This is a genomic window from Ralstonia sp. A12, assembly GCF_000801955.1.
GTDB lineage: Bacteria > Pseudomonadota > Gammaproteobacteria > Burkholderiales > Burkholderiaceae > Ralstonia.
Map to the genome: position 1 here is coordinate 41,318 of NZ_JSZO01000011.1, position 13,766 is coordinate 55,083.

13 protein-coding genes and 1 pseudogene are annotated in these 13,766 nt (G+C 65.4%); 11 read left to right on the plus strand and 3 right to left on the minus strand.

Features of this window, described 5'->3' with window-relative positions:
- Positions 1-3: 3 nt before the first annotated feature.
- Complete coding sequence (locus tag PI87_RS14165) at positions 4-1,224, plus strand: cation:proton antiporter domain-containing protein (RefSeq protein WP_084209961.1); 1,221 nt, start codon at positions 4-6, stop codon at positions 1,222-1,224.
- Positions 1,225-1,291: 67 nt separating this feature from the next.
- Complete coding sequence (locus tag PI87_RS14170; RefSeq protein WP_039598360.1) at positions 1,292-1,846, plus strand: NADPH-dependent FMN reductase; 555 nt, start codon at positions 1,292-1,294, stop codon at positions 1,844-1,846.
- A gap of 424 nt (positions 1,847-2,270) precedes the next feature.
- Here the strand turns inward: PI87_RS14170 and PI87_RS14175 are convergent, their stop codons facing one another.
- Positions 2,271-2,945, minus strand: coding sequence for a hypothetical protein (locus tag PI87_RS14175; protein ID WP_039598361.1), 675 nt, complete (start codon positions 2,943-2,945; stop codon positions 2,271-2,273).
- Between the two features lie 311 nt (positions 2,946-3,256).
- On the opposite strand from PI87_RS14175, the pseudogene PI87_RS14180 reads away from it, so the two are divergent.
- Together PI87_RS14180 and PI87_RS28085 are read left to right on the plus strand one after the other, a co-directional pair.
- Positions 3,257-3,967: pseudogene (locus tag PI87_RS14180) on the plus strand (GNAT family N-acetyltransferase); the annotation flags it as partial.
- A 95-nt stretch (positions 3,968-4,062) separates the two neighbouring features.
- Complete coding sequence (locus PI87_RS28085; protein WP_052321542.1) at positions 4,063-4,692, plus strand: NUDIX hydrolase; 630 nt, start codon at positions 4,063-4,065, stop codon at positions 4,690-4,692.
- Between the two features lie 60 nt (positions 4,693-4,752).
- On the opposite strand, the gene PI87_RS14190 is transcribed toward PI87_RS28085, so the two are convergent.
- Together PI87_RS14190 and PI87_RS14195 are read right to left on the minus strand one after the other, a co-directional pair.
- Positions 4,753-6,384, minus strand: a complete 1,632-nt coding sequence (locus tag PI87_RS14190) for a membrane protein (RefSeq protein ID WP_039598363.1) — start codon at positions 6,382-6,384, stop codon at positions 4,753-4,755.
- A gap of 156 nt (positions 6,385-6,540) precedes the next feature.
- A complete protein-coding gene (locus PI87_RS14195) occupies positions 6,541-6,999 on the minus strand; it encodes a FlxA-like family protein (RefSeq protein ID WP_039598563.1) in 459 nt (152 codons plus the stop codon).
- A gap of 281 nt (positions 7,000-7,280) precedes the next feature.
- On the opposite strand from PI87_RS14195, the gene PI87_RS14200 reads away from it, so the two are divergent.
- The 7 genes from PI87_RS14200 to PI87_RS14230 all read left to right on the plus strand — a co-directional run bounded on the left by PI87_RS14200 (position 7,281) and on the right by PI87_RS14230 (position 13,761).
- Positions 7,281-8,102 (plus strand): ABC transporter ATP-binding protein, encoded by an 822-nt coding sequence (locus tag PI87_RS14200; protein ID WP_052321558.1) that lies wholly within the window; start codon positions 7,281-7,283, stop codon positions 8,100-8,102.
- Positions 8,086-8,916 carry an ABC transporter permease gene (locus PI87_RS14205; RefSeq protein ID WP_039598364.1) on the plus strand — a complete coding sequence of 277 codons (831 nt, stop codon included), beginning with the start codon at positions 8,086-8,088 and terminating at the stop codon, positions 8,914-8,916. The genes PI87_RS14200 and PI87_RS14205 overlap by 17 nt, the downstream gene beginning before the upstream one ends.
- A gap of 28 nt (positions 8,917-8,944) precedes the next feature.
- On the plus strand, positions 8,945-9,958 hold the full coding sequence (locus tag PI87_RS14210) for an ABC transporter substrate-binding protein (RefSeq protein ID WP_039598365.1): 1,014 nt from the start codon (positions 8,945-8,947) through the stop codon (positions 9,956-9,958).
- A gap of 20 nt (positions 9,959-9,978) precedes the next feature.
- The gene (locus PI87_RS14215; RefSeq protein ID WP_039598366.1) at positions 9,979-10,776 is read left to right on the plus strand and encodes an IclR family transcriptional regulator; all 798 of its coding nucleotides are present in this window, start codon (positions 9,979-9,981) and stop codon (positions 10,774-10,776) included.
- 63 nt (positions 10,777-10,839) lie between these two features.
- The gene (locus PI87_RS14220; RefSeq protein ID WP_039598367.1) at positions 10,840-12,027 is read left to right on the plus strand and encodes a CaiB/BaiF CoA transferase family protein; all 1,188 of its coding nucleotides are present in this window, start codon (positions 10,840-10,842) and stop codon (positions 12,025-12,027) included.
- A 1-nt stretch (position 12,028) separates the two neighbouring features.
- A complete protein-coding gene (locus tag PI87_RS14225; protein WP_039598368.1) occupies positions 12,029-12,868 on the plus strand; it encodes a citryl-CoA lyase in 840 nt (279 codons plus the stop codon).
- Positions 12,865-13,761: an SMP-30/gluconolactonase/LRE family protein gene (locus PI87_RS14230; RefSeq protein ID WP_039598369.1), complete on the plus strand. Its 897-nt coding sequence runs from the start codon at positions 12,865-12,867 to the stop codon at positions 13,759-13,761. The genes PI87_RS14225 and PI87_RS14230 overlap by 4 nt, the downstream gene beginning before the upstream one ends.
- The last annotated feature ends 5 nt before the right edge of the window (positions 13,762-13,766 follow it).

Genomic DNA, 13,766 nt, shown 5'->3' on the forward strand with positions numbered 1-13,766 from the left:
CGCATGCACGTCGACACCCCGCTTATCTCCACCGTGATTGGTGGCCTGGTGCTGGCCTTCATCTTCGGCACCATCGCGCACCGCCTGCGCCTGCCGCCGCTGGTGGGCTATCTGGTGGCGGGGGTGGTGGCGGGGCCGTTCACGCCGGGGTTCGTGGCAGATCAGAGCCTCGCGCCGCAATTGGCCGAGCTGGGCGTGATCCTGCTGATGTTTGGCGTGGGGCTGCATTTCTCGATGAAGGAGTTGCTGGCGGTCAAGTCCATTGCCATCCCGGGGGCGCTTGGGCAGATTGCGCTCGCCACGCTGATGGGCATGGGGCTGGCCTGGCTGCTCGGCTGGGATTGGGGCCCGGGGCTGGTGTTCGGCCTGGCACTGTCGGTGGCCAGCACGGTGGTGCTGCTCAAGGCGCTGGAAGACCGTGGCATTGATAACTCGCACGAAGGCCATATCGCCGTCGGCTGGCTGATCGTCGAAGACCTCGTGATGGTGGTGACGCTGGTGCTGCTGCCGGCACTCTCAGGGGCGCTGGGCGGCGCGGGCAGTACGACCGTGGGCGCGTGGGACATCGTCCGCGTGCTGGCCATCACGCTGGGCAAGGTGGTGGCCTTTGCGGCGCTGATGCTGGTGGTGGGCCGTCGCGTGATTCCGTGGATGCTGGAGCGGATTGTCATGACCGGCAGCCGCGAGCTGTTCCGCCTGGGTGTGCTGGCGACTGCGCTGGGCGTGGCTTACGGCGCGACGGTGCTGTTTGGGGTGTCGTTCGCGCTGGGCGCCTTCTTTGCCGGCATGGTGCTGGCCGAATCCCCCTTCAGCCAGCGGGCGGCGGAAGAATCGCTGCCGCTGCGCGACGCCTTCTCGGTGCTGTTCTTTGTGTCAGTCGGCATGCTGTTCGACCCGAGCGTGCTGGTTGACGACACCTGGGCGGTGCTGGGCACGGTGCTGATCGTGGTGGTGGGCAAGTCGCTGGCAGCGTTTGCGGTGGTGCGCGCTTTTGGCCACGCCAACCGCACGGCGCTCACGATTTCCGCCAGCCTCGCGCAGATCGGCGAGTTTTCGTTCATCCTGATTGGTCTGGGCATCAGCCTGGAGATCCTGCCGGTGCGCGCCCGTGGCCTGCTGCTGGCGGCGGCCATCCTGTCGATCCTGCTGAACCCGTTGATGTTCGGTCTCATTGACCGCCTGAACAAACGCGCAGCGCTGGCCGAGCCGGCCCGGGCGGAATAGGGGATCGCCTTCAGGGCCGCGCAGCGTTCAACCCTCTGTCTGAACCTTTGTCGAGCGAGGAGTCCTCATGAGCAATCTGACTATTGGTGTCATCGTCGGCAGCCTGCGCAAGGCGTCGTTCAACCGTCAGCTGGCGCACGCGCTGATTGGCCTGCTGCCGGCTGGCGCCACCGCCAGGATCATCGAGATTGGCGAGTTGCCGCTGTACAACCAGGATCTGGACGGCAGCCTGCCCGAGCCTGTGCAGCGCTTCAAGGCTGAGGTGGCAGGGTTGGACGCGCTGCTGTTCGTCACGCCGGAATACAACCGCGGCATTCCGGGCGTGCTGAAAAACGCGATCGACTGGGGTTCGCGGCCGTACGGCCAGAGCGTGTGGGGTGGCAAGCCGGCGGGCATTGCGGGGGCATCACCGGGGGCGATCGGTACGGCCCTGGCGCAGGCACAGCTGCGCAACGTGCTCTCGGCCGTGGGCGTGCAGATCGTGCCGTTGCCGGAGGTGTTCTTCCACTTTGCGGGGGAACCGTTCGACGCCCAGGGCGGGGTGACGGAGGCGCGCACGCGCCAGTTCCTGCAGGGGTTTGTCGACCGGTTCGTCCAGTGGGCGGGCGCCAAGGGCGCCTGACACGCACCTGACGAACCCATCGACTTGAATTCCAGGCCGGGCGGGAAGGGGTCCTGCTCGGCCGTTTTTGCTTCTGGGGCGGGGCCCGGGTCTTACCTGGGGGTTAGGCCAGGAAGGAGGCTGCGCTGATGAGCCAGCCTGCTGCGACGCAGCTTGCGATCCAGGCGGCCATGACGGCGCCGATATCAAACCATTTCATGATTGCTCTCCTTACAACACTTGCATGTATGTCCAGGCAATCGATGTCTGAACAACTGTGGCGAAGTTTAGGTGTTGCAATGCGGAAGAACAATATGGTGGGGGGTGAACAGACTGTTCCAAAGGTAACAACAAATTTCAGAGCTTGCGTGGCGCGGCCTGCGCTTGCGCTGCGGTTGGCCGACGCCCGCGCAAGTGATGTTGCTACGCAACAAAAATAGGTCGCCTACTTCGTGCGGAAGGTGGCGGCCACCGCATCGGCAAAGCGGGCTTCCTCGGCAAATTCCGGCTGGTTGTGCCCGGCGGCTCCGAACACACGCAGCAGGTAGACCGCGCCGTTGCCGAAGAAGGCATAGCCCCGGACCATCGCCGTCTGGTTGTTGGAGGTATGCCACTCGCCCTCCCAGTAGATCACGCGGCGTTCGCCCAGCAGCCGTTGCGAGGGTGCTTTGCCGCGGATCAGGCGCATGGCCCAGACCGGGCGGTCGCCGTGCACGCGCGATTCCATGTGGTTGAGCAGGATGGCCAGATCGCGCGGCGGGATGGTCTCCAGATACTGCGGCGCGCCCTTTTCGAAATCGGATTTGCGCACCGTGACCAGGCCGAAGCCCTCGGCTGGCGTGGCTTGTTGCGCAAACACCAGGCGTGACGGCCCGAACGGCGAGTTGATTGTCCCGGCAACCGAGGCGATGGGCGCATCGTGGTTCAACTGAAGCGGCCCCCATGTGCGCGGCAGGGCAACGGTTGCGTTGGCGTCAACGCGCGCGGTGGCCAGGTTGGTGAATTTGGGGCTGGCCAGCGCCGGGCTGCATGGTGCCAGGCAGGCAACGGCAGCCCACAACGTGAGGGCACATCCGGTGCGGGCGTACTGGCGAATCCACCTGCTGAGCAATGGCGCCACGCGTGGGCTCCTGAAAGAAGACAGCTGACCGAGGCGTCTGCCGATGAACGTGCATCTCGAATGCGGACGCGCGCTTGCCGTGCGGCAAAGCGCGTGCCCGCGCCGTTTCCTGGCGCTGTCCTCCCCCGGTCGACAACATATCGACTCACACAGTTGGGCGCTATTGCCACGTAGCAGGGCGCCGAACGGACTAATCCGCATGCAGCGCGGCCGACCGTGGTTCTATCGTGTTGGGGTGCCATGGCTCTTTCCTCGGAACCATGAAATTCGGTACGGTCGTGCTGTATTGATGCCCCGACCCATGGTTTCGTATGACTGCCACAACGCTGAACCCCTTCCAACAACCCATCGGCAACGCTTTGCCGAACTGGAGCCCCCGGCCGCTGCCGCCGCATGCGCCGTTGACCGGCCGCTACTGCCGGCTGGAGCCGTTGGACGCCGCGCGCCATGCAGATGCGCTGTTCGAGGCCTTTGGCCAGGCACAGGACGGCCGCGATTGGACCTACCTGATGGAAGGCCCATTTACCGATGCGGGTGCGTTTCGTGCCTATATCGAGCGCATTGCGGCCAAGCGTGATCCGCTGCAGTACACGGTGATCGACGCGCGCACCGATCGCCCCGTTGGCACGCTGGCGCTGATGCGCATCACGCCGGATCACGGCGTGGTGGAGGTCGGAGCCGTTACGTTCTCGCCGTTGGTACAGCGCACGCCGGCGTCGACCGAAGCGCAGTTCCTGCTGATGAAGCACGTGTTTGACGATCTTGGTTATCGCCGCTACGAGTGGAAGTGCGACACGCTGAATATGCCGTCGCGGCAGGCTGCGCTGCGGCTGGGCTTCGAGTTCGAGGGCATTTTCCGTCAGGCGGTGGTCTACAAGGGTCGCAGCCGCGACACCGCGTGGTTTTCCATCATCGATGCCGATTGGCCCCAACTGCGCGCCGCATTCGAGCAATGGCTGCTGCCCGACAACTTTGACGCGCAAGGGCGTCAGCGGGTGTCGCTGACTGCGCTGCGCTCGGCTTAGCGCGGCAGCCCGATCTCCCATCTCCCGGCGCCGATCGCTTGCACGCGATTTGTTGGCTTGTGTTATTCACTCCAGGACAGCCGGAGGAAGACATGGGAACCGACAGCAGTGTCCTGGAAGCGATCGTGCGCGGCGTGGAAGGCTTTCGGATTCCCGCCTCTACGGATTGGCCCACCGCCAAACAACACCTTGCGGACAACGATGGGCAGTGGAAATTCTCTGCGGTCCTGGTGCCGATCGTGGCGCGCAGCGAGCCGACGATCCTGCTGACCAAGCGTTCGTCGGGGCTCAGTGAATACTCTTCGCATGTCAGTTTTCCCGGCGGTCGTCCTGAGGCGTCCGACGGCACTGTTGGCGCGACCGCACTGCGTGAAGCGTTGGAAGAGGTTCGCATTGCGCCCAGTGCAGTCCAATTGATTGGATGCCTGCCGCTGCACAAGACAAGAAAACGCAATCACGCGATCTTCCCAGTGGTTGGCATCGTGTCAGAGGCGGCCGAGTGGGCGGCTGCGCCTGCAGAAGTCGAGGAGATCTTTGAGTTGCCGCTGACCACGCTGCTGAATCCGGATCTGCCCCGGCAGTACGCGGACGGGGAGCGTGCTGGCTCCTGGTACTGGGCAGATCAGGCGTATGACATCTGGGGTGTGACCGCCGTCATATTGAAATCCTTGGCGGAACTGGCGCTTGCGCCTATATCGGCCAAGGGTTTGCATCAGAGCTAACCTCGCCCGCTGGAGCCGTCCTCCAGCACACCAGCCGCGTCACGCCAGAAAGCTCGGCAATTACATGTCTGGGGCAGACGCGCGCGCGTACATGCCGCGCAGTGCGAGCGCACGCTCGGCTTCGGGCAGGGCCAGGATGGAATGCGCGAAAGCGATCAGTGCCTGACAGCGCTCGGCGGGCGGCGTGGTGTGCCGCAGTGTGGGCAAGGTCAGCACGCGTTGCTCTTGCAGTGGCAGGGCTGCTACGGCCAGTTGCAGCGCGGGCAAGGCCTGCGCGCGGGTGACCACGGGTACGTGTTCTGGGTCCGCCGCCTGCACCAGATCGGAGAACAGGGTTTGCTCGCGCGCGATCAATGCACGCGGCAGCCGCGCGGCAGCGGCGGCGGCATCGGCCGTGCCATCCAGGTAGGCGACGCAGGCTTCGGGGCTCAAGCGTTGGAGTGCGTGCGCTTCGTCAATGGTCAGCTGTGCATTAGCAAACAGCAGCACATCGGGCGCGGTCGGGATCAGTGCGCGGTACAGCTTGGCTGACTGGGTGTGCAGCAGCGCCGTGACCTCGGCGTCGTTTGCATTGCGCTGCAGGGCCTGCCACACGGTGTCGAGCAGGCGGCTGAAGTGTGCCGGATATTTGCGTTCCAGCGCTGCATACAGCGCGCCGCCGCGCAGCTCGGCGGCCAGTGCATCGCGCGTGGTGAGTTGCGTGGCCATGGTCGCGTATTCGCCACCGGGTGAGGCGCGCGTGACGACATGGTTATCCAGCAGCTCCTGCGCGCTGGGGAACCACATCTGCTCAAACGGCGTGTTCTGCACACGGCGAATGAACGCGTCGGGCAAGCCCGCAGCGGCATAGGCGCCCCACAGCTCGCTGTCGGTGGCGCCAGGCGTTTGATCATGATCGGCGCCGACCGCGCGCGGGCGATGGAAGCCGATGCGCGCGCCTGGCGCGGCGGCGCGGTCCTCGCCAGCGAGGAACGCGATCGTGCACGCGGAGGCGCAGGCGCGCTCCACATACGTACGCAGATGGTGACGGCGGATGACATCGGCCACCAGCGTGCCTTCGCGCAGCCAGCCGCCTTCAGAGCGCAACACAACGGCAGTGGCGTTGGGTGCGCGGCGCAGGGCGGCTTCCAGTGCATCGGCAGCGCCGTCGTTCATGCCGCCGGTAAAGAGGACGGCGTGTCCATCGCGTTGCGGTACCACGGTAAAGGGCGAAGCGGCTTGCTCGCCGAGCGCAGTGCGCAGGTGCGCCTGCAGGCGCGGCAGATCGTTGATCACGCGCGAACTTGTGCCGATGGCGCCCAGCGCAATCATCAACTTGGCGATGAACGGCCACAGGTTGCTCATTCCCGCTTGCCGGTTGCGTGCCTGTTCGTGCTCGGCCGAGCGCCACGTGCCGACCACCGCCCAGATCCACAGCATGATGCCGAGCACATAGATCACCAGCAGCGCTGACGAGGCCGCGCGTGCCGGCGCGTTGTGGGCCAAGGCGTGTGTGACGCCGGCGCTCAGTGCCATCACGCCAAACTGCATCAGCGCGGTATGCAGCCAGTACGAGCGTACGAGGCTGTAGTCACCGCGCCAATGACGGGCGAAGAAGTTGCGGGACGGCACGCGCACCGGACGCGGATCGACGGGTGCGTTTGGGTCGGTCGGGTGGGTGGGGGGCAGGGCGTCGCTGGCGGCGGAGGTCATGCGGGTTCTCAATACCGCACACATCGCGGCTGCGCGGCGATTGTCGCCGTTGCCGACGCGCGCCGGCCTCCCCTCATTGGAAGGGTATGGCTGGTGAGCAAAGTGGGGATCGGCGGGTGCGCCATCACAACAGGGCCGCCGCCGGGGTGCTGCCGGTCAGGCTCGGACCGAAACCAGCGGTGGCTCTGCCGGTTCGATGGCTTCGGCGCTGGCCGGATGGGTTGCCTGCGCGGCTTTCTGGGCTTGCAGCCGTGCATCGGCCAATGACGACGAACCGGTGACCTTGTCGGTCGTGCGTGCCTTGGCCGCGACCTCGGTCTTGCTGGAGTTCGATTCGTTGTGACGATTCTCGACCTGGGTCTCGGCCTGCTCCAACCCCTTCTGGGCCTGAAGGCGTGCGATCTGTGCCTGCACGATCTGGATCTGCTGGCTCAAAAGCTGTGCCTGCTCTTTGGCCTGGTCGGGAGGCAGCCCTTGGTTGGGCAGCTCCGCCATCGACTTCTGCAGGTTTTTGAGCTGGCGCTGCAGGCGTTCGATTTCGTTTGCCGGATTGCTCCCGCCGCCCGAGGCGCCGGTGCCCGCAGTGCTGGAAACGGGGGAGGAAGAAAGTTGCATCGCCATCTCGCTAGTCAGTACGCCCTTGAACGGGAAGCGGGCGGAAAACTTTAGGGTTGGCTCACAAATATTTCCCTTCTCGTGAATTCTTCTTGATAGAACAATATTCCTTTGGGAGGAACATTAAGCAGCAATCACTGAGTGATCCTGAGCAGCTATCAGACTGAGTCAGTCGTGTTTACGGGTTTACGCGGCTTATTTGTCTGATTGCTAGCCTATAAAATAGAACTATATTCCATCAAACAGAACGCACGATGATCGGCGCGTTCAAGGAGACGCCCATGCTTTCCTCTTCCCAGGCCGCAGGTGGCCGGCTGCACGCCGGTTTGCCGGCGGTCCAGCTCAATCAGGTGTCGGTGCGGTTCGGCAGCTTCACGGCGGTGCAGGGTGTCGACCTGTCGATCGGTGAAGGCGAGTTCGTGGCAGTGGTGGGCCCGACCGGCTGCGGCAAGAGCACGCTGCTCAACGCCGTGACCGGGCTGCTTAAGCCGGCCGGCGGCACCGTCAACGTATTTGGCGAGCCGCTGACCGGGCTCAATGGCAATGCCGGTTTCATGATGCAGCAGGACTCGCTGCTGCCCTGGAAGACGGCGCTCGACAACGTCGCGCTGGGTCTGGTGTTCCAAGGCATGCCGGTGGATGAGGCCCGCGAGCGCGCCCGTCCGTGGATGAAGAAGGTGGGCCTGGCGGGCTTCGAGGCGCGCTATCCGCACCAGCTCTCCGGCGGTCAGAAGAAGCGCATCAGCATGGCGCAGACGCTGATCCTCTCGCCCAAGATCGTGCTGATGGACGAGCCGTTCTCGGCGCTGGACGTGCACACGCGCCACCTGATGCAGAGCGAGCTGCTGCGCCTGTGGCAGGAAGACCGCAAGTCGCTGCTGTTCATCACGCACGACCTGGAAGAGGCGATTGCCCTGGCCGACCGTGTGGTGGTGATGTCCGCCGGGCCGGCCAGCCGCCCGGTTGGCGATGTCGCCATCACGCTGCCGCGCCCGCGCAACGTGTCTGAAATCAACATGTCCGACGCGTTCATCCGCCTGTATCGCGAGATCTGGTCGATCCTCGGCACTGAAGTGGAGAAGAGCCATGCCGTCCAGCACTAACGCGATGCCTACGATGAGCGCCCCGCGCACGGGTCTCGCGCACAAGACCAAGATCCGCTTGACCCAGCTTGCCGTGGTGCTGGTGCTGTTCGGCTCGTGGGAGGGCTTTGGCCGCGCGGGCATCGTCGATCCGTTCTACTTCTCGATGCCGTCGTCCATCGTCGCGCGCATCTGGGAGTGGTTTACCGGCGGCGATATCTATACGCACCTGGCCATCACCCTGGCCGAGACGATTCTCTCGTTCGGCATCGGCACGTTGATGGGCATCAGCCTGGGGTTGTGGCTGGGCTTGTCCAAGCTGGCGGCCGAGGTGCTGGACCCGTTCATCAAGATCGTCAACGCGATCCCTCGGATTCTGCTCGCGCCCATCTTTGTGATGTGGTTCGGGCTGGGGCTCACCTCCAAGGTGGCACTGGGCGCGACGATGGTGCTGTTCATCACCTTCTTCAATACGTACCAGGGCGTGCGTGAGGTGAACCCGGTCATCCTGGCCAACGCGCGCCTGCTCAAGGCCAGCCGCCTCAGCCTGCTGCGCCACGTGTATGTACCGTCGGCCACGAGCTGGATTCTCTCCAGCCTGCGTGCCTCCGTCGGTATGGCGGTGATGGGCGCGATCGTGGCCGAGTACCTCGGTTCGTCCGCTGGCCTGGGCCACCTGATTGCGCAGGCCGAAGGTGTGTTCGATGCCACCGGCGTGTTCTCGGGGATCGTCGTGCTGTCCGCGTTCGTGATCGCGCTGGACCGCAGCGTGGATGCACTCGAGGGCAAGTTGCTGGTGTGGCGTCCGAAAGCTGACCCGGAAGCTGGTGCCTAACCTCATCACTACAAATACGGAGACAACCATGAAACGATGGATTTCGACCCTGCTGTGCGCCGCCGCCGTTTGCACGATGGCCGCCGCCAACGCAGCCGAGCCGGAGAAGAAGGACGTGAGCCTGTCGGTCGGCTCGATGATCCTGAACTACATGCCGGTGCCGCTTACGCAGTCGCTGGGCAACTTCCAGAAGGAAGGGCTGAACGTGAAGGTGGAGAACTTTCAGGCCGGCGGCAGCAAGGCACTGCAGGCGCTGATTGCCGGTTCGACCGATGCGGTGGTGGGCTTCTATGACCACACCATCCACATCCAGGCGCAGGGCAAGGACATCGTGTCGGTGGCGTTGCTCAACATCACACCAGGCATCGTGCTGGCGGTGCGGCCCGACCTTGATATCAAGAGCGGCAAGGACTTGAAGGGCAAGAAGATCGGCATCACCGCGCCGGGTTCGTCCACGGACTTGTTCGCGCGCTACTACGCCATCAAGAACGGCCTGCAGGTGAACGACGTGTCGTACATCGCCGTGGGGTCGGGCGCGCCGGGTATGGTGGCGCTCGATCGCAAGGAGATCGACGCGCTGGTCAACTTTGACCCGGTGGCGAGCCTGCTGGAGAAGCGCCGCGCGGCCAAGTTCCTGGTGGATACGCGCACCGATGCCGGCTCCAACGCTGTGTTCGGCGGCCGCTACCCCACGGCCACGCTGTACGTCACGCGTGACTTCATGACGAAGAACCCCGAGACCGTGCAGCGCCTGGTGAACGCCTTCATCCGCACGCTCAAGTGGATCGATGCCAGCACGCCTGAAGCCATTGCCGACAAGATGCCTAAGGAGCAGCAGGTGGGCGGCCGTGACGTGTTTGTCGACGCGCTGCGCCACTCCAAACCGATCTTCTCCAAGGACGGCTTGATGACCGATGCCGATGCCAAGGTGGCCCTGACGGTGCTCTCCAGTTACGACGAAAAGATCCGCAATGCCAAGATCGACCTCGGTAAAACGTACACTAACCGCTTCGTCGACCAAGCCTTGAAGACGGTCCAGTGAGCCGCCTTCCCCATATCGTCATGACTGCAGAACGCCAAACCGCCCAGAACGAGACCACGTTGCCCGTCGCCAATGAGGGCGATGCGGCTGCGCCGGGGCAATCGGGCGTGGCTGCGCTGGACCGCGCGTTCTCGATCCTGTTCGCGTTCCGCCCGGGCGATTACGCGCTCACGCTGGCCGAGCTGGCCGCCCGCACCGGGCTCTACAAGAGCACGATCCTGCGGCTGGCCGGCTCGCTCATCCAGCACCGCATGCTGTTCCGCCTGGAAGACGGCCGCTACCAAATAGGCGCCGCACCGTTGATGCTGGGCGCGCTTTACCAGCGCAGCATGCGTCTGAGCGACGTGGTGCTGCCGCACATGCGCGCGCTGGCCGAGGCGACGGGTGAAGCGGTATCGCTCTACATCCGCGAGCGAGACGTACGTGTCTGCCTGCACCGCGTGGATTCGAACCACTCGATCCGCGACCACGTGCGCGAGGGCGACGTGCTGCCGCTGGAACGCGGCTCGGGCGGGCGCGTGCTGTGCGCGTTCTCGGGCATGCAGGGCGCCACGTACGACGCGATCCGGCGCGACTACTACTACGTGTCGATTGGCGAGCGCGATCGGGAAACGGTCGGGCTGTCGGTGCCGGTGTTCGGGGCGCAGCAGGCGCTGCGCGGGGCGCTGTGCCTGGCGGGCCCGGCTTCGCGCATCGACGGCGCCTTGCTGCAATCGTGGCGCGCCCCGGTGCTGGAGCACGCTGCGCAAATCACCTCCACGCTGGGTGGCGACCCCGCGCCGCTGCGCAACGCCGCCCAGCTCATCCAAAAAACCTAGGCTCCGCCAAACACGCCCCAGACGGCGAGGGGCGGAGCCGATTGTGTAGCAGGAGTTGTTTTCATGGCTTTGCCTCTCGCAGGTTTGCGCGTGCTCGACTTGTCGAACGTGCTGGCCGGGCCGTTTTGCGCCTATCAGTTGGGCTTGCTCGGCGCGGAAGTCATCAAGGTCGAGGTGCCCGGCAATGGCGATCTGGCCCGCCGTTTGGGCGCGGATCCTGAACAGGCACGTCGCAAGATGGGCGCCTCGTTCGTCGCCGTCAATGCGGGCAAGCAGTCCATCACCGTCAACCTGAAGCACCCGGAAGGGCGCGCCATCCTGCTCAAGCTGGTGGCGCAGGCCGATGCGCTCATCGAGAACTATCGTCCTGGCGTGATGGAGCGGCTGGAACTCGGCTATGACGTACTGCGCGAGGTCAACCCGCGCCTCGTCTACTGCGCCATCTCCGGCTTCGGCAAGGACGGTCCGCTGAGCGGCAGACCCGCCTACGACCAGATCATCCAGGGCATTTCCGGCGTGATGAGTGTCACGGGCGACGATGAATCGGCGCCGTTGCGCGTCGGCTACCCGATCAGCGATACGGTGGGTGGCATCACGGCGGCGCTGGCCGTGACCGCCTGTCTGCTCGGCGCGCAGCGCACGGGCGAGGGCCAGATGGTGGACGTGTCGATGCTGGAGTCGACGCTCGCCACCATGGGCTGGGTGGTGTCGAACTATCTGAACGCCGGCGTGAGCCCGCGCCCGATGGGCAACCAGAACTTCACCGCCGCGCCGTCGGGCACGTTTCGCACGGGCGATGGGCTCATCAACATCGCCGCCAACGAAGACAAGCAGTTTGCCGCACTGTGCCGCGTGGTCGGCCATCCGGAGTTGGCGGCGGATGCACGCTTTGCCGAGCGCCAGTCGCGCAAGGAACACCGCCACGCGCTCAACGATGCGTTGGAGGCTGCGCTTGCAACACGCCCCGCCGCCGAATGGGAGCCACTGCTGATCGATGCCGGTGTGCCGGCCGGTCTGGTGCTCGACGTGCCCGGCGTGCTCGCGCACGAGCAGGTGACGGGGCGCGGCTTCGTCACCTCGTTCCCGGAAGAAGGGCAGCACGTCACCCGTGCGGGGTTCCGTCTCTCGGGCGAAGACCCATGCCCGCAGACCCCCGCGCCGCTGCTGTCCGCCCACACTGATGACTGGCTCGGCAAGCTCGGCTACCGGCCAGACCAAATCGAAGCCTTGCGCGCTGACGGCGCCATCTGACATGACATCGAATCTTCCGCAGGACGCCGCAGGCCTCGCCGCCGACTATTGGCGCACCGACATCATCGACATCGAACCCGGCCGCATCCACGTGCGCGGCTACCCGATCCAGGAGTTGATCGGCCACATCGGTTTTGCCGAGATGATCTGGCTGATGCTGCGCGGCGAGCTGCCGAGCAAGCGCCAGGCGGCATTGCTGGAAGCGGCGCTGGTCGCTTCGGTGGATCACGGCCCGCACGCGCCGTCCATTGCCATCGCCAAGATGGCGACGAGCTGCGGCTTGCCGCTCAACGGTGCGATGGCGTCTGCGTTGAATGCGCTGGACGACGTGCACGGCGGGGCGGGGCAGCAGGCGGTTGAGCTGTTCCACGACATCGAGGCACGCATGTTCGATGGCGCGTCGCTGGAGGTGGCCACGGCGGCGGGCGTTGATGCGTTCATCGCTGCGCACGGCAAGTACCTGCCGGGCTTCGGGCACCGCTTCCACCCGGTCGACCCGCGTGCAGGGCGGTTGCTCGCGCTGGTGGATGAGGCCGCGCAGGACGGCGTGGTAGTGGGGCGCTACGCCGCCATCGGCCGGGCCATCGAGGCGCTGCTCTCGGGCCGCAAGGGCAAGCCGATCCCAATGAATATCGACGGGGCCACGGCCGTCATCTATGCAGAACTTGGGTTTGCGGCGCCACTGGCGCGCGGCGTCTTTTGTCTGTCGCGCGCGGTCGGCATCCTGGCGCACGCGTGGGAGCAGAGCGGCCGCGGCGAGCGCAACAAGGGCCCGATGCCGCGCCAGTTGCCGTATCGCTATACCGGCGCCGCCACGCGGCATCTGGCAGAAGCCGAATGACGTACTTCAACTGGCCTACCGTCGAGACCACGGTCTTTGCCGAGATGCCCGCCGCGCTGCGCCGTCCGGTGCCGACCGAATGGTCGCGCGCCAACAAGGGCGGGGCGCCGGTCGATTGCTTTCTGGAAGGCCCGTGCTGGGACGCGGACGGCAACCTGTGGCTGGTCGACATTCCGCATGGCCGCATCCTGCGGGTCTCGCCGCAGGGCACCTGGGACGCGGTGGCCGAATACGACGGCGAGCCAAACGGCCTCGCGCTGCGCCACGACGGCACGCTGCTGATTGCCGACTATAAGAATGGGTTGCTGTCGCTGGACCCGGCAACAGGCGTGGTCAGCCCCTTCCTCACCCGCCGCAACAGCGAGCGCTTCAAAGGCCCGAACGACCTGATCGTCGCCCGTAACGGCGACATCTATTTCACCGACCAGGGCCAGACCGGCCTGCACGACCCGACCGGCCGTGTGTATCGGCTCCGTACCGATGGCCGGCTCGATTGCCTGCTCGCCAACGGCCCAAGCCCGAACGGGTTGGCGCTCACGCCAGACGAATCCGCCCTGTTCGTGGCCATGACACGCGACAACGCCGTCTGGCGCTTGCCGCTGCTGGCGGACGGCAGCACCAGCAAGGTCGGCCGCTTTGCGCAGTTCTACGGCACCAGCGGCCCGGACGGCATGGCAGTGGATGCGGCAGGCCATCTGTTCGTTGCCCATGCCTCGCTGGGCGCGGTGTTCGTGCTCTCACCGCATGGCGAACCGCTGGCGCGCATCGCGTCGTGCCGGGGGCGGACCACGACCAATGTCGCGTTGACACCCGACGCGCAATCACTCGTCATCACTGAATCCGCTACGGGCGCCGTATTGCTGGCCCGCTGGGCTCCGTCCCGCCACACCTGAGCACA

Excerpts from the sequence above, each read along its gene's own strand:
- PI87_RS14165 (WP_084209961.1), top strand. The coding sequence starts at position 4 with ATGCACGTCGACACCCCGCTTATCTCCACCGTGATTGGTGGCCTGGTG.
- PI87_RS14170 (WP_039598360.1), top strand. The coding sequence starts at position 1,292 with ATGAGCAATCTGACTATTGGTGTCATCGTCGGCAGCCTGCGCAAGGCG.
- PI87_RS28085 (WP_052321542.1), top strand. The coding sequence starts at position 4,063 with ATGGGAACCGACAGCAGTGTCCTGGAAGCGATCGTGCGCGGCGTGGAA.
- PI87_RS14190 (WP_039598363.1), bottom strand. The coding sequence starts at position 6,384 with ATGACCTCCGCCGCCAGCGACGCCCTGCCCCCCACCCACCCGACCGAC.
- PI87_RS14195 (WP_039598563.1), bottom strand. The coding sequence starts at position 6,999 with ATGCAACTTTCTTCCTCCCCCGTTTCCAGCACTGCGGGCACCGGCGCC.
- PI87_RS14200 (WP_052321558.1), top strand. The coding sequence starts at position 7,281 with ATGCTTTCCTCTTCCCAGGCCGCAGGTGGCCGGCTGCACGCCGGTTTG.
- PI87_RS14205 (WP_039598364.1), top strand. The coding sequence starts at position 8,086 with ATGCCGTCCAGCACTAACGCGATGCCTACGATGAGCGCCCCGCGCACG.
- PI87_RS14210 (WP_039598365.1), top strand. The coding sequence starts at position 8,945 with ATGAAACGATGGATTTCGACCCTGCTGTGCGCCGCCGCCGTTTGCACG.
- PI87_RS14215 (WP_039598366.1), top strand. The coding sequence starts at position 9,979 with ATGACTGCAGAACGCCAAACCGCCCAGAACGAGACCACGTTGCCCGTC.
- PI87_RS14220 (WP_039598367.1), top strand. The coding sequence starts at position 10,840 with ATGGCTTTGCCTCTCGCAGGTTTGCGCGTGCTCGACTTGTCGAACGTG.
- PI87_RS14225 (WP_039598368.1), top strand. The coding sequence starts at position 12,029 with ATGACATCGAATCTTCCGCAGGACGCCGCAGGCCTCGCCGCCGACTAT.
- PI87_RS14230 (WP_039598369.1), top strand. The coding sequence starts at position 12,865 with ATGACGTACTTCAACTGGCCTACCGTCGAGACCACGGTCTTTGCCGAG.